Source organism: Roseovarius sp. A-2 (assembly GCF_002072155.1).
Classification (GTDB): domain Bacteria; phylum Pseudomonadota; class Alphaproteobacteria; order Rhodobacterales; family Rhodobacteraceae; genus Roseovarius.
Map to the genome: position 1 here is coordinate 221,145 of NZ_BDIY01000003.1, position 21,087 is coordinate 242,231.

Here is a 21,087-nt window from a genome sequence, read left to right on the forward strand (position 1 = left end):
TGGCATCGTCGTGAAGATGGGGTTAAGGCGGTTGTGCCAGTTTCGCATTGCACAACACGTGTGCGGGCAATCGCAGTTGCCAAACCTGACGCACCGCCCCAGTTTGTCGCAGGAAACAACGCGACAGAAAAGGACACGACCATGGCACATCCGAAATTGCTGACGATCTCGGGATCGTTGCGCAAGGGTTCCTACAATCGCATGCTTCTGGCCCAGGCCGCCGAGGCGTTCGGTCCGGCGGAATTGATCGAGGGCGATCTCGACCTGCCGCTTTACAATGGCGATCTGGAAGAGGCCGAGGGCGTGCCGGAAAAGGTGAAGCACCTTGTTCAGCAGATCAAGGACGCGGATGCGATCGTGGTCGGCTCACCGGAATACAACAAAGGGATCACCGGGGTGCTCAAGAACGCACTCGACTGGATCAGCCGGGTGCCGGGATCGCCGATGAAGGACAAGCCGACCGTGGTCGTTTCGGCCTCTGCCGGGCGCACCGGGGGCGAGACGGCGCAATTCATGACGCTCTCGTGCCTCACGCAGCATCAGGCGCGGCTCATCCCCGGTACTGCCGTGCTGATCGCGGGGGCGATGAATGCCTTTGACGACGATGGGCGGCTCAAGGACGAGACCTCGCAGAAGCTGTTGGCGGAGCGGATGGAGAGACTGCGCGCGGAAGTGGTCTAGATGTGACCTCTCGGCTGGGTGTTTGTCCGGTTCGGGGTGAGGCTGTCATCGCCGACCCTCGGACGAGGCCCCGAAGGATAAGCACCCAGCACCACACGATGCGCAATACATGACGCTGCGGCGCCCGGATAAGGGGGGGTCCACCGTATTTCCCCCAGGATTTTCCCATAGTTTGCGCCAGAAGGCGCGCCGGGACAGAAAAGACCTTAAACCCGTTCTCATGGATGGCCGCACCGGGGGCCTTGCCCCCGGCGTGTCGCGGCGCTCGTTCTTCATGGCAGCCGGACGAGGGGGCCGTGTGGCTTGATTTCTCCGGCCATTGCGCGCTCAGGATCACTTCGCCCAAGGGGGTGACGGTGCTGTTCGATCCGGGGCGCGACGATCCTTCCGGCGCGTGGGGAATGTGGTTCAAGACCGAGTTTTCCGAAACGGTCGTCGATATCCGCATGTCCACCTATGCGCATTTCGATCATGATGTGGTGGACCGGCCGCAGTCCACCATGGTGCTCGACCGGATGGTGGGTCGCTTCGATTTCGCCAATCTCAGCATCACCGGTTTCGCCGACAAGCATACCTGCGTCGCCCCCGGCTGGTATCATTGGACCGACACGCTGGCCGAACTTTTGGTCGATGCCTGCCCGCCTGACAATGTGGGCCACATGGACAACTTGGCCTTTCTGATCGAGACCGGGGGCATCCGCACGCTGATCTGGGGCCGGTCGATGTGCCGACCCTGCCGGTGGACGGGCCCGCGCATATCCACTCGTTCGAGCAGGGCAACGAGATCGTCGCGCGGCTCAACCCGCGTATCGTGATCCTCACCCATTACCTCAACGAGACCACAAGCTACACGCTGACCATGCTGTAAGTGGCCGATGACTGGGTGAAATCGCAACGGAACCACCGCTTTCTCGACGGGCCGAGCCTGAACTTTGAGGCCGCCGAGATTGCGGGGATAGAGCAGGAGTTTCATTACTTCGGCCATCATGCGATGACCGCCTGAGCCATCCGGAAGCGTGGCGCAACGGGCACGCGGGGCGCATCGCGTCTCCCGTGTCGCACGCTGGCGATTGCCCAGGCGCGCTGCCTGCGCTACGCACGAGGCGGATAAAGCTGCACGAGTGATGCCATGAGCCGGATTTGCCATATCGAACTGGATGACGCCAACCTGCCGCCGCCCACGCCCGAGATCGAGCAGGAGCGCAAGGTGGCGATGTATGATCTCATCGAGGAGAACAGCTTTGCCCTGCCCGCGCGCGATGACCGCGTGACGCCCGATGGTCCCTACCGCGTCGGTCTGTCGATCCGTGAAAAGCGGCTGGTGTTCGACATCCGTACCGAAGGCGGCGATCCGGCGGCCGAGTTTCACCTCTCGCTCTCGCCGTTCCGTCAGGTGGTGAAGGATTACTGGGCGATCTGCGAGAGCTATTTCGATGCTGTCAAGAACATGCCGCCCAGCCAGATCGAGACTATCGACATGGCCCGGCGCGGTATCCACAACGAGGGCGCGCGCGTGCTGTCCGAGCGGTTGGAGGGCAAGGCGGAGATCGACAACGACACCGCCCGGAGGCTCTTCACGCTGATCTGCGTCCTGCATTTCGGGGGCTGATGCATGCCCGAGTCGTTGCCGCAATCGGTGCTGTTTTGCTGCGATCACAACGCGGTGCGCTCGCCCATGGCGGAAGGCATCATGAAGAAGTTTTACGGTGCCGGCACCTATGTGCAATCGGCGGGCGTCAAGAGCGACATGGAGATCGACGGGTTTTCTATCGCCGTCTGCCGCGAAATCGGGGTTGAACTGGACCGCCACCGCACGCGCAGCTTCGACGAGATGGAGCAGTGGGGCGATGATTTGACATCCTTCGACCTGATCGTCGCCCTCAGCCCGGCAAGCCAGCGCCGCGCGCTGGAACTGACCCGGTATTTTCATCTCGATGTCGTTTACTGGCCGATCATGGACCCTACCGGACTGGCACAGACCCGCGAGGCGCGGCTTGATGCCTATCGCAAGACCCGTGACCAGATCATCGGCCATTTGCAGGACAGATGGGGGCCACCCCGGGAGGAAACATGAACGAAACCGTCCGCGCCTATTTCAACGCCTTCAATCGCGGTGACACGCCTGCGATGCTGGCCTGCCTGAGCGATGATATCCGCCATTTCGTCAACGAAGGGCAGGTGCGGGAGGGCAAAGATGCCTTTCGCGCCTTTTGCGAGCACATGAGCCGCTGCTACCGCGAAGAACTGACCGACATCGTGATCTTCGAGGCCGAGGGCGGCACACGGGCGGCTGCCGAATATATCGTCAACGGCAGCTATCTGGAAACCGACGAGGGGCTGCCCGAGGCTCATGGCCAGACTTACCGCCTGCCCGCCGGGTCGTTCCTTTCGCTTGAGAACGGCCTGATCACCCGGGTTGTGACCTATTACAACCTTGCGGATTGGATGCGTCAGGTTACGGCGTGATTCAAGTGGAGCGGCTGACCGGCGACGCCCTTGGTCGGGCGTTGCCCGATGTGGCGGGGCTTCGTATCGAGGTGTTTCGTGCCTTTCCCTACCTCTATGACGGCGATCTGGCCTATGAGGAACGCTATCTTCAGGTCTACCGCGAGAGCGAGGATGCGATCCTCGTCGGGGCCTATGACGGCGACCGGCTGATCGGGGCCGCGACCGGCACCTCGATGGAAGACCACGCCGATGACTTCGGCGCGGCCCTCGCGGGCACGGGCCTGCCACTGGAGCGGATTTTCTACTGCGCCGAAAGCGTGCTTTTGCCCGGGTATCGGGGGCAGGGAATCGGGCACCGCTTTTTCGACGCGCGCGAGGCGCACGCGCGTGCGCTGGGCCGCAGCCATTGCGCCTTTTGCGGCGTGCTGCGCCCGACGGACCATCCGCTGCGCCCCGACGCCTATCGCCCGCTTGATGCCTTCTGGCGCAAGCGCGGTTACGCGCCGGTGCCGGGTGCCGTGGCGCAGTTCCGCTGGAAGGATCTCGACCGTGCGGACGAGACCGACCACGACCTGCAATTCTGGATGCGGGCGCTCTGAGCGGGGCCCCCACCCGCACCATGCCGGATGAGAGATCCTCGGGCCAAGCCCGAGGATGACGGGGCGGGGCCGGGAATTTTTGGGATTTCCGCCACTATTGCGAACTTTTGTCAAAGTTTCGCTGGCAAAACCTTATCCATATTTGCTACCCCATGCGTGCCGGGGGGCAACAACTGGGGAGCGCGCGGGATGACGCGTCTTTTTGTGATTGCCCTTGGCCTTTGCGTGGGCCTGACTTCGATGGCTCAGGCAGAGGGCCGCTACCGGATAGGCTATGGCGTCTTATTCACCAACGATGTGGCCGGCGATACCGAAGATCGCTGGCGCTCGGGCTCGGTGGCTTCGAGCCGGGTCTGGGCGGATGGCTGGACAGGGCAGGCCCCTGATCGCTTCGGTGACCTGATCGAGTTCCGCTTCAACGGCGAGATCATCACGCCTGAAAACCTTGCGCGCGGCGGGCCGAATGACCGGCCTTTCGCCGGGGCACTCGGCTTCGGGCTGCACACGCATTTTGAACAGGCGACCGTGGAATATGCGGTCGGGGCTGATCTGGTCTTTACCGGGCCGCAGACCGGGCTCGACGATTTTCAGGAGTTCATCCACGACATATTTGGCGGCAACGGCATCGGCCCCGCAGTGCGCCGTAACCAGATCGACAACAGCATCTATCCCTCTGCCGTGCTCGAGGCCGGGCGCAGCTTCGATCTTGGCCCGGCCCAGATCCGCCCCTTCGCCGAGGCGCGGCTGGGGCTTGAGGATCTGGTGCGCGCCGGGGTCGATATAACCATCGGCGGTCTCACCCGGGGCGAACTTCTGGTGCGCGATCCGGTCACCGGTCAACGCTACCGCGTGGTGCGCAAGGACGAGCCGGGCACCGCCTTCATCCTCGGTGGCGATATCGCCTATGTCGACAGCAGCGAGTTTCTGCCCGCGCGCAGCGGTGTCACCCTGTCCGAAGACCGCGCCCGCCTGCGCGGTGGCTTCCATTGGGAGGGCACCGGGGGTGGCTCGCTTTTTTATGGCGTGACCTGGCTGAGCGAGGAATTCGACGAGCAGAGCGAGGGGCAGGTTGTGGGATCTGTGCAATTCAGGTTGCGGTTCTGAGAATAATTATTTCTGGGGCTTTTCAGGGTGATTCGCCTTTGCTACGCTCCTTTTAATAAAAAAAGACAAGAGGCAGGCAGTCAGAGATATGGGGACGGGCTATAAAGGCACGTTCGTCATCTCTTGGTCGCAAACAGATTTGGATGGAGTGTCGGGCGCATCCGTGCGGTCGCTGGCGGTGGGGCATACCTGGCTCTGGCGCGGCGACGTGGTGCGCGTGGACGGACCTAACGAGCTTTTGCGCCTGGACATGGCGGAGGGAGAAGTCGTGAACCGCAAACGTGCGGCACGGATGGTGCGGCGTCTGGTGGGTGCCGCGGTAAGCAACACAAAGGATCTGGGCGCGATCGATGTGCCCGAGCCGATCATGGATACCGGCTTTGTCGTCACCGACGGCTTGCGCAGCTACACGGTGACCATCATCGAGGTTGCGGGCGATGCGCCGCCGCTTCTGATGTTTCTCGACGAGATTCCGCCGCGCGACACCGAGATGTGGATCGTTCACCATTCGCTCGAGGGGATGCGCGCGGCATCGACCGGCCCAGCGAGCGGCGGGGTGATCTGTTTCACCCCGGGCACCCGGATCGAGACACCCGAAGGCCCGCGGCTGGTGGAAGAGCTGCGCGAAGGCGACCACGTGCAGACCCGCGACAGCGGTGCGCAGGAAATCCGTTGGGTCGGAAGCCGTCACATGACCGGTGCGCGGCTCTTTGCCATGCCCCGGCTGCGACCCATCCGCGTGGGGGCGAGCGCGCTCGGCATAGGGCGCCCCGATGCGGCCCTGCTGGTCAGCCCCGAGCATCGCGTGCTGGTCAAGGGCGACGTTGCGCGCGCGCTCTTCAACACGCCCGAGGTGCTGGTGATGGCGCGCGACCTGGTCAATAACGATACGGTCGCGGTCGATCTGGCCTCGCGCGAGGTGACCTATATTCACCTGCTTCTGCCCAACCACCAGATCATCTGGGCCAATGGCGTCGAGACCGAGAGTTTCCATCCCGCGAGCACGGCGCTCTCGACCCTGACCGAGGCTGACCGCGCGCGGCTGCTGGCGCTCAACCCGACGCTGGAATACGAGCCGCATGTCTATGGCGGCTATGCGCGGCGCTGTCTCAACGGGTCTGAGGCGGCAATCCTGGCGCATGAGGCGGCGTGACGATCGCGCGCCAGCTTCGGTGCGTGTCGCGCGGGATGCGCAGAGGTCCGCTCTGGGCCCGTATCGCCTCACCGCATCACGTCGGCCAACACCCGGTTGACACCCGCACGCACCCCTGTATAAGCGCGGCTTCATTGGTGTTGGTGGCCCCCGCAAGGGGATGCCTGTCGGGAGCAATCCAAAGGACAACGCCCTTCGACACATAAAGAAGGAGATCAGCCGTGACCAAACGCACGTCTGCCAAGTACAAGATCGACCGCCGCATGGGCGAAAACATCTGGGGCCGTCCGAAATCCCCGGTGAACCGCCGCGAATACGGCCCCGGCCAGCACGGCCAGCGCCGCAAGGCCAAGATTTCCGATTTCGGCCTCCAGTTGCGCGCCAAGCAGAAGCTCAAGGGCTATTACGGCGATCTGACCGAGAAACAATTCCGCCGCATCTTTGCCGAGGCCGAGCGTGTACGCGGTGACACCGGCGAGCTGCTGATCGGCCTGCTCGAGCGTCGCCTCGACGCCGTGGTCTACCGCGCCAAGTTCGTGCCCACTATGTTCGCCGCACGCCAGTTCGTGAACCACGGTCATGTCACGGTGAACGGCAAGCGCGTCAACATCCCTTCCTACCGCGTGAGGGAGGGTGACGTGATCGAGGTCCGCGACAAATCCAAGCAGATGGCAGCCGTGCTTGAGGCCGTTCAACTCGCCGAGCGCGACGTGCCCGATTACATCGACGCCGATCATTCCAAGATGAAGGCCACCTTCGTGCGCCAGCCGGGCCTGTCGGACGTGCCCTATCCGGTGATGATGGAACCGAACCTCGTGATCGAATTCTACGCCCAGAACTAAGCGTTCTGACCAGATGCGAAGAGGCCGCGACGGGGAACCGCCGCGGCCTTTTTCTTTTGATGCTGGTCAAGGCGGTACGGCAAAGATAGAACCACCTGCGAGACACGGGGGATGACATGACCAAGATCACGCCACAGCCGGGCATCATGGATATCGCGCTCTATCAGGGCGGGGCCGGGCATGTGGAGGGCGTGGCCAATGTGGTCAAGCTCAGCTCCAACGAGAACCCCTTCGGCCCCTCCGAGGTCGCCAAGGAGGCGTTTCGCAAGGCCGCCTATGAACTGCACCGCTATCCCTCGACCGACCACGCCCCGCTGCGCACGGCCATAGCCGAGATCCACGGGCTCGATCCTGCGCGCATCGTCTGCGGTGTGGGCAGCGACGAAATCATCGCCTTTCTGTGTCAGGGCTATGCCGGGCCGGGCGATGAGGTGATTCATACCGAGCACGGCTTTGCCATGTACCGGATCAGCACACTGGCCAACGGAGCAACGCCGGTTGAGGTGCCCGAGCGCGAGCGTGTGACCAATGTCGATGCGATCCTCGCCGCCTGTACCGAGGCCACGCGGCTGGTCTTTGTCGCCAACCCCAACAATCCCACCGGCACAATGATTGGCGAGGCCGAGTTGCGCCGCCTTGCCCAAGGTCTGCCCGAGCGCGCGCTGTTGGTGATCGACGGGGCCTATGCCGAATATGTCGAGGGTTATGACGGCGGGGCCGCACTGGTCGAGAGCCGCGACAACGTGGTGATGACGCGCACCTTCTCCAAGCTGCATGGTCTGGGCGGCTTGCGCGTCGGCTGGGGCTATGGCCCGTCTCATGTGGTCGATGTGCTCAACCGCCTGCGCGGGCCGTTCAACCTGAGCCATGCCGCGCTGGTCACCGCCGAGGCCGCGATCCGCGACACTGCCTGGGCCACGAAATGCCGCGAGGACAACACCCGCCTGCGCGCCTGGCTGGCCGAGGCGCTGGCCGAGCATGGCGTGCCGTCGGACACCTCGACCGCGAATTTCATCCTTGCCCGCTTTGGCAGCCGCGACGAGGCCGAGGCCTGCGACGCCTGGCTGCAATCTCAGGGTCTGATCGTGCGGCGGGTGGCGGGCTACAACCTGCCAAACTGCCTGCGCATTACGGTGGGCGACGAGGCCGCCTGCCGTCGGGTGGCGCACGCGGTGGGGCAGTTCAAGGGCGGCGCAAGATGAGCGTGATCTACGACCGCGTGGCGCTGATCGGGCTGGGGCTCATTGCTTCGTCAATGTGGCATGCGATCTCGCGCGCCGGCGTCGCGCGCGAGGTGACGGGATATACCCGCAGCCCTGAGACCCGCGCCATCGCGCGCGAGATCGGTCTGTGTGACCGGGTCTGTGACAGCGCCGCCGAGGCCGCGACAGGGGCCGATCTGGTGGTGCTCTGCGTGCCGGTTGGGGCCATGGGCCCCGTCGCCGCCGAGATCGGCCCGGTGCTGAAACCCGGCGCCACCGTCAGCGACGTGGGATCGGTCAAGAAGGCGGTGATCGAGGCGGTGGCGCCGCATCTGCCCGACACTGTGCATTTCGTACCCGCTCACCCCTTGGCCGGGACCGAGCATTCCGGGCCGCGCTCTGGCTTTGCCGAACTTTTTGACAACCGCTGGTGCCTGATCGTCCCACAGGCGGGCAGCGACCGCGCCGCCGTCGAGCGCCTGGAGGCGTTCTGGCAGGCGCTTGGTAGCCATACCGACGAGATGGATGCCGAGCATCATGATCTGGTGCTGGCCGTGACAAGCCATGCGCCGCACCTCATCGCCTACACGATGGTGGGCGTGGCCGACGATCTGCGCCGCGTCACCGACAGCGAGGTGATCAAGTATTCCGCCGCGGGATTTCGCGACTTCACCCGCATCGCGGCCTCGGACCCAACCATGTGGCGTGACGTGTTCCTCAACAACAAGGAGGCGACCCTGGAAATTCTGGGACGTTTTACTGAAGAGCTGTTCGCGCTGCAGCGCGCCATCCGAACCGGCGACGGCGATCACCTGCACGCCTATTTCACCCGCACCCGCGCGATTCGGCGCGGCATCATCGAGGCCGGGCAGGACACCGACGCGCCGGATTTCGGCCGGGTGAAAAAGGCATGAGGCGCGCCGTGATCCTCGCCGCACTGGGCCTCAGCCTGTTGGCGACCGGCTGCGGGCGCGGCGATGACGCGGTGACGCGCGGTGGCGGGCTCTGTGGCGATCCGGGGCTGGTGGGCACGGTCTCGGGCTACGTGCCCGGCCAGATCAACGGCTGCGGCGTAGAGCGCGCGGTGCGGCTCGAATCGGTGCATGGCGTGCGTCTTAGCCAACCCGCGACGCTGACATGCCCGACGGCGCGCACGCTCGGGCAATGGGTGGACCGAAGCGCAAAGCCCGAAGTGGGGCGCACGGGCGGCGGACTAAGCGGGTTGCGGGTGGCCGCACATTACGCCTGTCGCACCCGGAACAGCCAGCCCGGTGCACGGATCTCGGAACACGGCAAGGGCAAGGCGATCGACATCGCCGCGCTGCAACTGCGCGACGGGTCCGAGATTTCGGTGCTTGACGATTGGGGGCGCGGGGCAAAGGGCCGCGTGCTGCGCCGCGTTCACCGCGATGCCTGTGGGCCGTTCGGCACAGTGCTTGGCCCCGAATCGGACCGGTTTCACCGCGATCACTTCCATTTCGACACAGCCGAACATCGCGGCGGGTCTTATTGCCGCTGAGCCACGCGGTGACGGGATGCCGCAGGTTCCATCACAAGTATGACCGGACGGTTGTAATTCTTTCTTAAGGCATTAGGCTAACCATAGAAGCAACGGAGGTTCGCCATGCCAAAGCTCATCCGCCTGTATATCACCCACGTCGCCATCGGCTTTGCCATCGCGGCGGCGTTCGTAGGGATGCTCCTGTGGTTCGATATCGCGAATCTCTGGCACTTGGTGACCCATTCGGACAAGGGCCTTCTGGCCGTGGTGATCCTGTGGTTCGCCAACGGGATCGTCTTTGCCGGGGTGCAATTCGCCATCGCCGTGATGCGGCTCAAGGATGACGGTGACGACGGGCCGCGTGGCGGCCATCGTCAGCGCGTGATGCACCGCGAATACGCGACCGTCCCGGCCCGCGCCAATGAGCGGGACGCTCGCGCATTCTGGCAGAAAAAGCGGTAGACCGCGCACCCGAACACTCAACCTGCAAAGGCCCCCGCGGGGGCCTTTTTCATGTGTCATGTTCGGGGCGCGAGTGACACATCGCGCCAGAAAAGCGGAGAAGGTGTGACGGGCCCGCACGCAGCCGTTTGGTTCTCTCATTCCCGAGGACCTGTGTGTACAGGTGGGCGCCGGGTAACCGGACCAGGGCCCGGACAGAGCCAGCTCCCTCGGAATTGCTTAAGGCCACCGGAATGCAACCGTTCACGAGAAGGGCAGCACCCGTCACGCGTCTGAAGTAATCCTTTGCCGGGGCCGCGACAAGGGGTTGCGTGCGTTCGTGTTTTGTTCAAGATGTGGCCATGGATCCGCCAAGCCTCCGCCCCTTGCAACCCGGTCAGATTCTGGCGCGTGGCGTCTGCCGTCATCTTCTGGGGTATGACTTTGTTCCGGTTGAGGAATTCTCGCCAGAGCGCGGCAAGCGGGTGGATGTCATGGCGGTCGGCCCCAAGGGCGAGATCTGGGTGATCGAGTGCAAGTCGAGCCGCGCCGATTTTCAGTCGGATGCGAAATGGCAGGGTTATCTCGACTGGTGCGACCGCTATTTCTGGGCGGTGGACGCGGAGTTTCCGACCGACCTCTTGCCGCCCGAGACCGGCCTTATCATCGCCGATGGTTACGGTGCCGAGATCCTTCGAATGGGTGAGGAAAGCAGACTGGCCCCCGCCCGTCGTGCCGCACTTATCCGCAAATTCGCCCGTGATGCCGCGCGCCGCCTGCAGTGGTTGCGCGACCCGCAATCATGATTTGCGCGCAGCGGCGGCCTTGGCGGCAGCCTGGATTTCCTGGGCGATTTCCTCGGCCTCTTCGGGGGTGAAATCCATGGGAATTTCAAGGCCCTGAGCCTCTACATAGAGGCGCACCATACCCTGATCGGTGGGCCCGATCTGGAGATTGGCTGTGATGTCGGTTTCCGAGTTGATGCCCATTCCAGCCTCCTTGCGCTGTGCGATCTGCTACGCTTTTACCTCTTGATTGGCAAGCCTTGCGGCGTTTTGCTATGCGCCATGAAGGATGCCGTCATTCGCTCGTTCCGCCTCGAGGGCGCCGTCTGGCGGGCGGTGCTCTTCTGCGTGCGGTTTGATCAGCATACCGCCAAGCTGCGGCTGTTTCTGTTGGTGCCGGAGGCGCGCGGACGTTGCCTTGGGCCGCGGTTGCTGGAGATCTGCATGGGCTATGTTCGCGTGCGTGGCTATCGCGGCATGCAACTCTCGCCCCACGATAGCCACCGCGCCGCCTGCGCGCGCTATGCCCGCAACGGCTGGCGTCTTGTCTTCTCCTGCCCGGTGCGGTCCTGCGGCTGCGGTCTGGTCGAACAAAGCTGGGAAATCGCCTTTCATTAGGCTTGCATTCGGCAGGCGGTAAAGTTAAATCGCGACCCAGTGCCGCCTTAGCTCAGTTGGTTAGAGCGCTGGATTGTGGATCCAGAGGTCCCCTGTTCAAGCCAGGGAGGCGGTACCATCTCCTTCATATCATCATCGCCCGCACCAGTTATGCAGGTCATATGCCATCCAGGGTATCCCCGCGCGACAGTGCAAACGCGAAAAGGGCCGCGTGTGCGGCCCTCTGCGTGTCCCGTTTTCCTGAGGAAAATGGAGCGGGCGAAGAGATTCGAACTCTCGACCCTTACCTTGGCAAGGTAATGCTCTACCCCTGAGCTACGCCCGCGTCCTTGGGTGAGGCGTGAGATATAAAGGATGGCGGGCGGCTGCAAGAGGAAAATGGGGGGTGGGCGGGAAAATTTTTGCAGTGCCTCACGCGGGTGCTGATGACGCATAGGTGTTTCCGGATCACAGCCCCGACGGCTAGGCTGCGGCACTGTCGCGGCGGTGGCCAAGCGCGGCCTCAGCCGGTGATCAATCCGCGATAGAGATCAATGATCGGGTCGGGGCCAAGGGTGACATCATCGAAGCTGAGCAACGACCCTCTTGCCACATCGCGGGTCATCGCTACACCATGCGCGAGGCCGATGGGCAGCGCGTCGCCCGCGCGCGCCACCGGCTGCGCCTTGCCCCAGACGGTATAGCCGCCTTCGCCGTCGAGCACTTCGCCTGCCCTGAGGTCGCGCTTGGCCACCGCCGCGACGGTGCCGCGCATCTCGCGCGACTGGCCGGTGGGCTCTTGGCGCAGGGCAGCACTCAGGACCGAAACCGACAATTCCAGCCCGATCAGGTGGAAGGGCTTGTACATCGACGCAAAGCGCCCGGTGGAATCGGTGGGCAGACCGTATTGCCTGAAGCAGGCGGCGGCGTAGTCGTTGGGCGCCTCTAGCACCACGTAGACGCCCCACCGCAGATCGCGAAATACGGGCCGCCCGTCGCGTTCGAGCGAGGAGACCGTTTCGGCCATGCCGCGCCGGTCGAGTTGGCCGCCCACCTCGCGCGGGCGCAGCACATGGGCGAGGTCATCGACGCCGCAGGGCGGGAAGGCGAGGCCGGTATCGGGCACATCGAGACCGCAGGCATTGGCGATGGCGACCATCTCGATCGCGCTTTTGGTGCCGTCAAGGAAGGAGTTGAACATCTGCGGGTTCATGCCCGCCGCGGCTGCCTCTTGGGCGGTCAGTCCGTAATGCGACCAGACGTCATCGGGGGTGACTTCGTGATAGGCGGGTAGGTATTTGGTGCCCTTGCCGGCGGCGGTGACGTGAAAGCCGGTTGCGCGGGCCCAGTCGACCATTTCCGACACGAGCGCCGGTTGATCGCCATAAGCCATGGAATAGACCACGCCCGCCGCACGCGCCTCGGCCGCCAGCGCGGGACCGGCGAGCACGTCGGCCTCTACATTGACCATGACGACGTGCTTTCCGCCCGCCATGGCGGCGCGGGCATGGGCGATGCCCGCGCGCGGATTGCCTGTCGCCTCGATTACCACGTCTACATCGTCGCGCCCCGCCAACGCCGCGCCGTCCTCGAGATAGGCGGTGGCATTGATGCGGTCCTCGTCCCAGCCCACGGCGGCGCAGGCGCGGCGCGCACGGTCGGGCGAGAGATCGGCGATGGCGCTCACCTCCAGCCCGGCGATGGTCGGCACCTGTGACAGGAACATCGAGCCGAATTTGCCCGCGCCGATGAGCCCCGCGCGCACCGGTGTACCGCGCGCGCTTGCCTCTGCTGCCAATCTTGCCAGGTTCATGTATGTGTCCTCCTGTTTCTAGGGAGATCACATCGCCTCACCGGGCAAAGTGCAAGCAGGTTTTCTGGCCGTCACCGCCGTTGAAACGCGATCATCACCAGCGCCAGCAGGCTCGACCCGACCATGAGCAGCAGCGACACCGCGTTGAGCAGCGGGGTAGAGCCCTCCTTGAGCCGGTCGAACATGGCGATGGTCAGCGGTGCGTCGGACCCCACCAGCATGAGCGTGGTGTTGAAATTCTCGAAGCTCATCAGGAAGGCCACGACAAACGCCCCGACCAGCGCAGGCATAAGGTAGGGAATGGTGATCGTGCGCACCGCCGTCAGGTGACCCGCACCTAGATTGAGCGCGGCCTCTTCCAGCGTGCGGTCGAATTTCTGCAACCGCGCCGCGATGACCAGCGTGGCGATGGTGGTTATAAAGGAAAACTGCCCGAGGATCACCAGCACGAGGCCGGGGCGCAGCGCCATGATGTCCCATTCCATCGCGTCCCATGCCGCATTGGCCACGGTCGAGGAAAAGACCAGGATCGAGATGCCCAGCACGATGCCCGGAATGACCAGCGGCGTCAGCATCAGCACATAGAGCAGCCCCCGACCGCGAAACTCGTAGCGGTTGAAGAGAAACGCATTGGTGGTGCCCACGACGACCGAGAGCACCGAGACGCAGACCCCGACAAGCGCCGAGGTGCCGATGGCGCGCAGGATCGGGCGTTCGTGAAAAACGCCGATCTTGGGTTGCGCTTCACCGAAGAACCAGTCCCAGGTGAACCCCTCCCAGGGCAGCGAGGGGAACTGGCTGTCGTTGAAGGCGAAGACCGCGACCACCGTGAGCGGCAGTGCGAGATAGGTGAAAAAGAGCACCACATAGGCGGTGTAGGTCACCTTGATCAGGCGGCTTTGGGGGATGGTGGGGATCATGGTGCGCCTCTTATCCCATGGTCTTTTCAAGGGTCTGGCCGGTTAGTCGTAACGTGCCCCAGACGATCACCGAGGACAGGATCAGCAGCATGAAGCCGAAGGCCGCGCCCAGCTCCCAGTTGAAGCGGACGATGAATTGCGAGTAGATCAGTTCGGTGAACCACAGGCTGTCCTTGCCGCCCAGCATGATCGGGGTGAGGTAATTGCCGAGCGACAGCATGAACACGACGATGGAGCCCGAGACGATCCCCGGCATGGCATGGGGAATGACGATCTCGCGCAGGATCGAGGGGCCTGAGCCGCCCAGATCATAGCCCGCCTCGATCACCGCGTCGTCGAGACTGTCGAGCGTGGTGATCAGCGGCACCACCATGAACAGCATCGAGGTATAGACGAGCCCGACCATGATAGCGGCGTCATTATAGAGCATCTCGACCGGTGCATCGGCCAGCCCCGCCCATTGCAGGACCGACGAGAACAGGCCGGTTTCGCGCAGCAGGATCATCCAGCCGAAGGTGCGTACCAGTTCCGACACCCAGAACGGCACGAGACATAGCAGGAACAGCGCCGAACGCACCCGTCCGCGCGCCATCTTGGCGATGTAATAAGCGACCGGAAAGCCGATCAACAGGGTCAGCGCGGTGGCCATGACCGACATCACGGCGGTGCGCGCGAAGGTCACCAGGTAAAGCGGTTCCTCGATGAAGCTGCGGTAATTGGCGAGGCTGGTGGCATATTCGCCGACGCCGACCCGCTCGCGCAGCGAGACGAGGAACATGTCGATATGCGGGATGATGATCAGCAGGCCCAGCCAAAGCAGGAGCGGTGCCACCAGCAGGAGAAACCCGAGCCTTTGTGCCGCCTGCATCAGCCTGCCTCCGCCGCGAAGCAATTGCCCTGATCGCTGGACCAGCCGACATGCACGTCCGATCCGCGCTCCAGATGGGCGAACTCGCCGGATTGCGGCAGGGCCACCTCGATTTCCTCGCGGCCCTCGTCAGGGCGTACCAGAATGCGGCTGGCCGCGCCGTTGAAGAGCAGGCTGGTCACGGTGCCCGTGAGACGGTTGTCGAAATGCGCCACGTCCTCGGGGCTGTGGCCAAGGCGGATCGCCTCGGGGCGCACATAGATATCCGCCGTGGTCCCGCCCGCGAGCGCCCGCCCGTGGCGGCTGCCCAAGAGCGCCAGCCCGCTGTCGCTGCGCAGGCGCAGGGCGTCGCCCTCCACGCTCTCGACGCGGCCGCGCCAGCGGTTGCTGTCGCCGACAAAGCCCGCGACAAAGGCGGTTTCCGGGCGGTAATAGAGGTCGCGCGCGGCACCCATCTGCTCGAACCGCCCGGCATTCATCACCGCGACGGTGTCGGACATCACCAGCGCCTCGCTCTGGTCATGGGTGATATAGACAAACGTGGTGTCGAAGGCCGCCTGAAGCGCCTTCAACTCGACCTTCATGTGTTCGCGCAGCTTCAGATCTAGTGCGCCAAGCGGCTCATCAAGGAGCAGCACATCGGGTTCCAGCACCATGCAGCGAGCAATGGCCACGCGCTGTTTCTGCCCGCCCGAAAGCTCTTCGACACGGCGCGTGCCGATATCGGGCAGGCCGATCCGTTCAAGCACTTCGCCCACCTTGCGAGCGATCTCGGGCTTGGGCAGGCCCTTGCGGCGCAGGCCGTAGCCGATGTTGTCGGCGATGTTCATCATCGGGAAAAGCGCCAGATGCTGGAACACCATGTTCACCGGGCGCTTGTTGGGGGCCACGTCGAGCACCGAGCGGCCCTTGATCAGGATGTCGCCATCGGAAGGCGCGAGAAACCCTGCGATCATCCGCATGATCGTCGTCTTGCCGCAGCCCGACGGCCCGAGGATGGAAAAGAACGAGCCCGGCGGCACCTCGAAGTTGACATCGTCGACGGCGGTCGTGTCGCCAAACCGCTTGGTGAGATGGGTGCAGGCAAGATCAGGCTGCGTCATATCAGGGGTCCTTCAATGCAAGAAGCCCCCGCCAGCGCGGCGGGAGCCTCGGGGATATCGTGCAGCTTCAGTTCGCGGCCTTGACGCGGTCGAGCACGCCGCCCTCGATCACCTCAAGCCCTGCGGGCACCGGCGGATACCACTTGATGTTGTCCACTGCTTCGGGCGGGAAGCTGGCCTGGTACTTGGCCTTGAGCGCGTCGGAGGCGTATTCGTCCGCGCCCTGTGATGCGGTGAAGTTGCCCGCCGATGCGGTGATCATGGCCGATACCTCGGGCTGCATCACGAAGTTGATCCAGTCATAGGCGGCATCATCTGCGCGGCCCTTGGCGGGCAGCACGAACGTGTCAATCCAGCCAAGCGCACCCGAGGCGGGCGCGACGAAGGTGATATCGGGATTGTCTTCGTTCAGCTTCCAGCCGCCGGTATCCCAGGCCATCGCGGCCACGATCTCGCCCGAGCGCATCAGGTTCATCAACTCGTCGCCGCCGCTCCAATAGGCTTTGACATTGGGCTTGCACTCGACAAGCTTGGCCTCGACCTTTTCCATGATCTCGGTATAGGCGGCCTCGTCGCCATAGGCGGCGAAGGGGTCCATTCCCATGGCGAAGGCAAAGCCGATCAGCGTCGGACGCATGAGGCGGTAGGAGACGTCACCGGCCACGTCGGGCGCGCAGAGGTCGGTGTAATCCTTGACCATGTCCGCCTTGGCGGTGTCGAGCACGAGGCCCGAGGTGCCCCAGACATGCGGCACGCCGTAGACCTCGCCACCCACGGTGGTGTTGGTCTTGGTCGCTTTGAGCATCGACGGAATGAAGAGCGACTCGTCGATCTTGGAGATATCCATCGGCTTGTAGATGCCGAACTCGGCCTGCGGGCCGGCGATGCGGTCCTGGCTGGGCTGGGCGAGGTCGAACCCACCGCCGCCGGTGGCGCGCAGCTTGGCGATCATTTCCTCGTTGTTGGAAAGCGTGACCTCGACGGTGTGGCCGGTCTCTTCTTCGAATTTGGCGATGACGTCCTCGGGGGCGTAGCCGCCCCATGTCAGCAGCCGCAGTGTATCGGCAGCGACGGGATGTGCGAAGGCCAGCGTTCCGGTCAGAACGGCGGCCAGGGTCGTATGCGTGGATGTGAGTTTCATGTGTTTTCCCTGTCTTGAACAACGTGATCGGAATTGTTCGTTTCTGAGTGTTAGCGCAGGTTCGGTGACGTTTCCATGAAAACCGTTCTTGCCTGCACCGGCTGTGATCCGCGCCCGTGATGTCCTTTCCCGAGGCCGCGCGGTGGCCCCGTTCAGGGTTTGCGAAAGAGCCGTGTCATCTCGAACAGGCTGTCGAGCCGTTCGAATCGGTCGCGCGCCTCGGGCCAGCGTTCCTCTTGCGTGGCGGCGATGAGGGCCTCGGTGAGCGAGAGCGTGGCGATGTTGGAATCCCAGGCTGACGGAATTTCACCCCAGCAGTGAAAGGTCGCCTCGGCCAGTCCCGCGACGGGGCTGGCCCATTGGTCGGTGATCAGGATCACCCGCACCCCGCGCGCCGAGGCAATTTCGGCCAGGCGCAGCAGGTTTTCCTCGTAGCGGCGGATGTCGAAGATCAGCAGCGTGTCGCCCTTGACCATGTCGAGCACGTAATGCGGCCATGTGGCGGCCGAGGAGGTGAGATGCGTCACCCGCTCGCGGATCGCCTGAAAATGGGTGAAGGCATATTCGGCCAGTGACCGCGTGATTCGCCCGCCGACGATATAGAGCCCCGCATCGCTGGCCAGCAGCCGCGCGGCGGCGTCGAATTGCGCGGTGTCGACATTGGTGAAGGTCTGCGCAAGGTTTTGTGTCACCGCCCCCGCAAAGCGGTTGAGCATGTGCGATTCGGGGGCTTCGGCGGTCCAGACCGCGCGGCGCTCGGTCGGGCCCGAGACCTTGGCCTGCAATTCCTGCAACAGCGTCTGATGGAACTGCGGATAGCCCTTGAAACCCAGTTTCTGCACCATCCGCGCCACAACGGGGGCCGACACGCCCGCGCCTTCGGCGGCAGTGGTGATCGAGGCGAGGCCGGCATTGGGGTAGTTTTCCATAAGGGTGTTGGCGAATTTGCGCTCGGACTGGGTGAGGTCCTGATACTGGCTGCGGATCAACTGGCGCACTGTTGGTGTGGCCGATGTCATCGGCCGAGCGGGCTCGGTTGGCGATTCGTCGGTCACGGGCGGGCCTTTCGCGGTGACAATCTGAGCAGAAGGGTGGGTGCGCGGCAGGTCAACGAAAATCTTCTCCGGCTGGTTCTGGAAAAATATTGACGAAAAACTTCTCGCATGGAAAGCTTTTTCCAACGACAGGGGCAAACATGACCGCAAATCGCACCGAGGCTTATGAAATCATCAACGCGGACGGGACAGGACCGGCCGTGATCCTCTGCGAACATGCGTCGAATCACATCCCCGCTGACTATGACGGCCTCGGACTGGAGCCGTCAGCGCGCGACAGTCACGCGGCCTGGGACCCGGGGGCGGAGGATCTGGCGCGGCGTCTGTCGGAGGCGCTGGACGCACCGATGATCGCCGGGCGCATCTCGCGGCTGATCTATGATTGCAACCGCCCGCCCGAGGCCCCGAGTGCGATGCCCGAGCGGACCGAGACGATCGCGGTGCCCGGCAATGTCGGGCTGGATGAGGCAGCGCGGGCGGCGCGTGTGGCGCGGGTCTATGCACCCTTCACGCGCGCCACATCCGATCTCATTGCGCGGCGGGGCAGTGCGGACACGCCCTTTGCGCTGATTACCGTGCACAGTTTTACGCCCCGATGGATGGAGCAGCCGCGCGCCGTGGAGATCGGCATCCTGCATGACACCGACGCGCGGCTCGCCGATGCGATGCTGGCGCAGGAGGCGCCGGGGCGGCAGGTCGAGCGTAACGCACCCTACGGCCCTGCCGATGGCGTGACGCACAGTTTATGCCTGCACGGGATTGCCAACAACCTGCCCAACGTGATGCTGGAAATCCGCAATGACCTGATTGCAACGCCCGCGCAGCAGGACCGCATCGCCGCCGAATTGCTTGGCCTGCTGCGTCCCGCGCTCGCGCGGCTCAAGCTGGGGGAGGCTCATGATGCGTAGCGCGATGCGAGGTTATATTCGCGCGATTGACCGGATGAACCGCTTCATCGGGCGTATCGCCATGTATCTGGTCTTTGTGCTGATGGGCGTTCTGCTCTGGTCGTCACTGTCCAAGGCAACGTCGACCCCGTCGTTCTGGACGTTGGAAACCGCGCAATTCGTGATGGTCGCCTATTACGTTCTGGGCGGTCCCTATTCGATTCAACACGGCTCGAACGTGCGAATGGATCTGTTCTATGGCGACTGGTCGCCGCGCAGCAAGGCGATGGTCGACGGGTTCACCGTGTTCTTTCTGCTGTTCTACCTTGGCGTGTTGTTCATGGGCGCTGTCAGTTCCACCGCCTATGCGCTTGGTTATTTCGGGATGGAGCCGTTCGGCTTTTTCGGGGATTTGTTCCTGACCCTGATCACCGAGGGGCCGAGCGCCGCGCAAGAGAAGCTTGGCTTTCTGGAACGCAGTTCAACGGCGTGGCGTCCGCCGCTCTGGCCGATCAAGATCGTGCTCTGCATCGGTATCTTCTTGATGATCCTTCAGGCACTGGCGGAGTTCTTCCGCGATATCGAATACCTGCGCGAGGGAGATGCCGATGTCGCATGAGATTATTGCCCTCGTCATGTTCGCGGGCATGATGCTGATGCTGATGACCGGGCAGCGGGTGTTCGGGGCCATCGGTTTCGTCGGTGCGCTTGCCGGCGTTTTGCTCTGGGGGACGGGTGGCGTTGAAATCCCGTTCTCGGCGGCGATGAAGCTGATGAAGTGGTATCCGCTGCTGACCCTGCCGATGTTCATATTCATGGGTTATGTCCTGAGCGAGAGCCGCATAGCCGACGACCTTTACAAGATGTTTCATGTCTGGATGGGGCCGGTGCGGGGCGGCCTGGCGATCGGCACGATCGGGCTCATGGTGCTGATTTCGGCGATGAACGGGCTGAGCGTTGCGGGCATGGCGATCGGGGCCACCATCGCGCTGCCCGAGTTGCTGCGCCGGGGCTATGACAAGATCATGGTGACGGGGGTGGTGCAGGCGGGCTCGTCGCTTGGCATTCTCGTGCCACCGTCGGTGGTGCTGGTGCTATATGCGATGATCGCGCGGCAGCCGGTGGGGCAATTGTGGCTGGCGGGGGTAGTGCCGGGGCTGCTCATGGCCTCGCTCTTTATCCTCTATATCTATATCCGCTGCCGCATCCAGCCGAATCTCGGCCCCGTGCTGCCCGAGGAAGAGCGCAACGTTTCACTGTCCGAAAAGCTGCGCCTGCTGCGCGCGGGGCTGCTGCCGCTGATGATCTTCGCGGTGATGATGGTGCCCTTCGTCAAGGGCTGGACGAGCCTCGTGGAAAGCTCTGCCGTCGGCGCGATTGCCGCTTTCCTCGCCGCTGTCTTCAAGGGGCGGATGACGCGGGCGGTGTTCGAGACGACGGTGCGCAACACGCTGGCGATCTCGTGCATGTTCATGTGGATCATCCTCGCTGCTCTTGGTTTCGGCGCGATCTTCGACGGGCTGGGGGCGGTGAACGCCATCGAAGGGCTGTTCACCGAGACGCTCAATCTCAGTCCCTGGATGATCCTCATCCTGATGCAGCTCAGTTTCATCCTCATGGGCACGTTTCTGGACGACACCGCGATGCTGGTGATCGTCGCTCCGCTTTACGTGCCGCTGGTGGGTGCGCTCGGCTTCGATCTGATATGGTATGGTGTGCTTTATACGATCACTACGCAGATTGCCTATATGACACCGCCCTTCGGCTATAACCTCTTTCTCATGCGCGCCATGGCCCCGCCCGAGATCGGGCTGCGCGACATCTACCGTTCCATCGTGCCGTTCGTGGGGGTGATGGTGGTGGCGCTGTCGTTGGTGATGATCTTTCCGCAGATCGCGCTGTGGCTGCCGGAATACGTATACGGAAAATAACCCCGACAAGAGCCCT

Annotated in this window: 25 protein-coding genes and 2 tRNA genes; 19 read left to right on the forward strand and 8 right to left on the reverse strand. The window is 63.6% G+C overall.

Going from position 1 to position 21,087, the window contains the following annotated elements; genetic code table 11:
- Positions 1-141: 141 nt before the first annotated feature.
- The 14 genes from BHD06_RS06360 (at position 142) to BHD06_RS06425 (ending at position 10,777) form a co-directional block, all read left to right on the forward strand.
- On the forward strand, positions 142-681 hold the full coding sequence (locus BHD06_RS06360; RefSeq protein ID WP_080456151.1) for an NADPH-dependent FMN reductase: 540 nt from the start codon (positions 142-144) through the stop codon (positions 679-681).
- Between the two features lie 296 nt (positions 682-977).
- A complete protein-coding gene (locus BHD06_RS06365) occupies positions 978-1,496 on the forward strand; it encodes a hypothetical protein (protein WP_254892332.1) in 519 nt (172 codons plus the stop codon).
- Between the two features lie 314 nt (positions 1,497-1,810).
- Complete coding sequence (locus BHD06_RS06370; protein WP_080456152.1) at positions 1,811-2,290, forward strand: UPF0262 family protein; 480 nt, start codon at positions 1,811-1,813, stop codon at positions 2,288-2,290.
- 3 nt (positions 2,291-2,293) lie between these two features.
- Positions 2,294-2,755 carry a low molecular weight phosphatase family protein gene (locus tag BHD06_RS06375; protein WP_080456153.1) on the forward strand — a complete coding sequence of 154 codons (462 nt, stop codon included), beginning with the start codon at positions 2,294-2,296 and terminating at the stop codon, positions 2,753-2,755.
- Positions 2,752-3,147, forward strand: coding sequence for a ketosteroid isomerase-related protein (locus tag BHD06_RS06380; RefSeq protein ID WP_080456154.1), 396 nt, complete (start codon positions 2,752-2,754; stop codon positions 3,145-3,147). Before BHD06_RS06375 ends, BHD06_RS06380 begins: the two co-directional genes overlap by 4 nt.
- Positions 3,144-3,728, forward strand: coding sequence for a GNAT family N-acetyltransferase (locus BHD06_RS06385; protein WP_080456155.1), 585 nt, complete (start codon positions 3,144-3,146; stop codon positions 3,726-3,728). Before BHD06_RS06380 ends, BHD06_RS06385 begins: the two co-directional genes overlap by 4 nt.
- Positions 3,729-3,917: 189 nt before the next feature.
- On the forward strand, positions 3,918-4,832 hold the full coding sequence (locus BHD06_RS06390; RefSeq protein WP_080456156.1) for a lipid A-modifier LpxR family protein: 915 nt from the start codon (positions 3,918-3,920) through the stop codon (positions 4,830-4,832).
- Positions 4,833-4,920: 88 nt separating this feature from the next.
- Positions 4,921-5,985 carry a Hint domain-containing protein gene (locus BHD06_RS06395; RefSeq protein WP_080456157.1) on the forward strand — a complete coding sequence of 355 codons (1,065 nt, stop codon included), beginning with the start codon at positions 4,921-4,923 and terminating at the stop codon, positions 5,983-5,985.
- Between the two features lie 221 nt (positions 5,986-6,206).
- The gene (rpsD, locus tag BHD06_RS06400) at positions 6,207-6,827 is read left to right on the forward strand and encodes a 30S ribosomal protein S4 (protein WP_080456158.1); all 621 of its coding nucleotides are present in this window, start codon (positions 6,207-6,209) and stop codon (positions 6,825-6,827) included.
- 116 nt (positions 6,828-6,943) lie between these two features.
- Positions 6,944-8,029: a histidinol-phosphate transaminase gene (gene hisC, locus BHD06_RS06405; RefSeq protein ID WP_080456159.1), complete on the forward strand. Its 1,086-nt coding sequence runs from the start codon at positions 6,944-6,946 to the stop codon at positions 8,027-8,029.
- Positions 8,026-8,943: a prephenate/arogenate dehydrogenase family protein gene (locus tag BHD06_RS06410; protein ID WP_080456160.1), complete on the forward strand. Its 918-nt coding sequence runs from the start codon at positions 8,026-8,028 to the stop codon at positions 8,941-8,943. The genes hisC and BHD06_RS06410 overlap by 4 nt, the downstream gene beginning before the upstream one ends.
- Complete coding sequence (locus BHD06_RS06415) at positions 8,940-9,548, forward strand: extensin family protein (RefSeq protein ID WP_080456161.1); 609 nt, start codon at positions 8,940-8,942, stop codon at positions 9,546-9,548. The genes BHD06_RS06410 and BHD06_RS06415 overlap by 4 nt, the downstream gene beginning before the upstream one ends.
- Before the next feature lie 105 nt (positions 9,549-9,653).
- Entirely contained in the window at positions 9,654-9,992 is a 339-nt protein-coding gene (locus BHD06_RS06420) for a hypothetical protein (RefSeq protein WP_080456162.1), read from the forward strand.
- 341 nt (positions 9,993-10,333) lie between these two features.
- Positions 10,334-10,777, forward strand: a complete 444-nt coding sequence (locus tag BHD06_RS06425; RefSeq protein WP_080456163.1) for an MmcB family DNA repair protein — start codon at positions 10,334-10,336, stop codon at positions 10,775-10,777.
- Here the strand turns inward: BHD06_RS06425 and BHD06_RS06430 are convergent.
- Entirely contained in the window at positions 10,772-10,960 is a 189-nt protein-coding gene (locus tag BHD06_RS06430) for a DUF6324 family protein (protein ID WP_080456164.1), read from the reverse strand. The genes BHD06_RS06425 and BHD06_RS06430 overlap by 6 nt on opposite strands.
- A gap of 78 nt (positions 10,961-11,038) precedes the next feature.
- Here BHD06_RS06430 and BHD06_RS06435 point away from each other — a divergent pair, with 78 nt between their 5' ends.
- Positions 11,039-11,374, forward strand: a complete 336-nt coding sequence (locus tag BHD06_RS06435; protein ID WP_080456165.1) for a hypothetical protein — start codon at positions 11,039-11,041, stop codon at positions 11,372-11,374.
- A 41-nt stretch (positions 11,375-11,415) separates the two neighbouring features.
- Positions 11,416-11,492 (forward strand) — tRNA-His (locus BHD06_RS06440).
- Positions 11,493-11,624: 132 nt separating this feature from the next.
- Here the strand turns inward: BHD06_RS06440 and BHD06_RS06445 are convergent.
- The 7 genes from BHD06_RS06445 to BHD06_RS06475 all read right to left on the reverse strand — a co-directional run bounded on the left by BHD06_RS06445 (position 11,625) and on the right by BHD06_RS06475 (position 18,217).
- Positions 11,625-11,699 (reverse strand) — tRNA-Gly (locus BHD06_RS06445).
- 177 nt (positions 11,700-11,876) lie between these two features.
- Entirely contained in the window at positions 11,877-13,166 is a 1,290-nt protein-coding gene (locus BHD06_RS06450) for an NAD(P)H-dependent oxidoreductase (RefSeq protein WP_080456166.1), read from the reverse strand.
- Positions 13,167-13,237: 71 nt separating this feature from the next.
- On the reverse strand, positions 13,238-14,086 hold the full coding sequence (locus BHD06_RS06455) for an ABC transporter permease (protein ID WP_080456167.1): 849 nt from the start codon (positions 14,084-14,086) through the stop codon (positions 13,238-13,240).
- A gap of 10 nt (positions 14,087-14,096) precedes the next feature.
- A complete protein-coding gene (locus BHD06_RS06460; protein WP_080456168.1) occupies positions 14,097-14,954 on the reverse strand; it encodes an ABC transporter permease in 858 nt (285 codons plus the stop codon).
- Entirely contained in the window at positions 14,954-16,057 is a 1,104-nt protein-coding gene (locus tag BHD06_RS06465) for an ABC transporter ATP-binding protein (RefSeq protein ID WP_080456169.1), read from the reverse strand. Before BHD06_RS06465 ends, BHD06_RS06460 begins: the two co-directional genes overlap by 1 nt.
- Positions 16,058-16,124: 67 nt before the next feature.
- Entirely contained in the window at positions 16,125-17,198 is a 1,074-nt protein-coding gene (locus BHD06_RS06470) for an extracellular solute-binding protein (RefSeq protein ID WP_080456170.1), read from the reverse strand.
- A 152-nt stretch (positions 17,199-17,350) separates the two neighbouring features.
- Entirely contained in the window at positions 17,351-18,217 is an 867-nt protein-coding gene (locus tag BHD06_RS06475) for a MurR/RpiR family transcriptional regulator (RefSeq protein ID WP_080456171.1), read from the reverse strand.
- Between the two features lie 176 nt (positions 18,218-18,393).
- Between BHD06_RS06475 and BHD06_RS06480 the strand changes: the two genes are divergently transcribed.
- Genes BHD06_RS06480 through BHD06_RS06490 form a run of 3 tightly spaced genes read left to right on the forward strand, consistent with a single transcriptional unit; the run spans position 18,394 to position 21,071 of the window.
- Positions 18,394-19,161 carry an N-formylglutamate amidohydrolase gene (locus tag BHD06_RS06480; RefSeq protein ID WP_080456172.1) on the forward strand — a complete coding sequence of 256 codons (768 nt, stop codon included), beginning with the start codon at positions 18,394-18,396 and terminating at the stop codon, positions 19,159-19,161.
- The gene (locus BHD06_RS06485) at positions 19,154-19,759 is read left to right on the forward strand and encodes a TRAP transporter small permease subunit (protein WP_080456173.1); all 606 of its coding nucleotides are present in this window, start codon (positions 19,154-19,156) and stop codon (positions 19,757-19,759) included. The genes BHD06_RS06480 and BHD06_RS06485 overlap by 8 nt, the downstream gene beginning before the upstream one ends.
- Entirely contained in the window at positions 19,749-21,071 is a 1,323-nt protein-coding gene (locus tag BHD06_RS06490; RefSeq protein WP_080456174.1) for a TRAP transporter large permease subunit, read from the forward strand. The genes BHD06_RS06485 and BHD06_RS06490 overlap by 11 nt, the downstream gene beginning before the upstream one ends.
- The last annotated feature ends 16 nt before the right edge of the window (positions 21,072-21,087 follow it).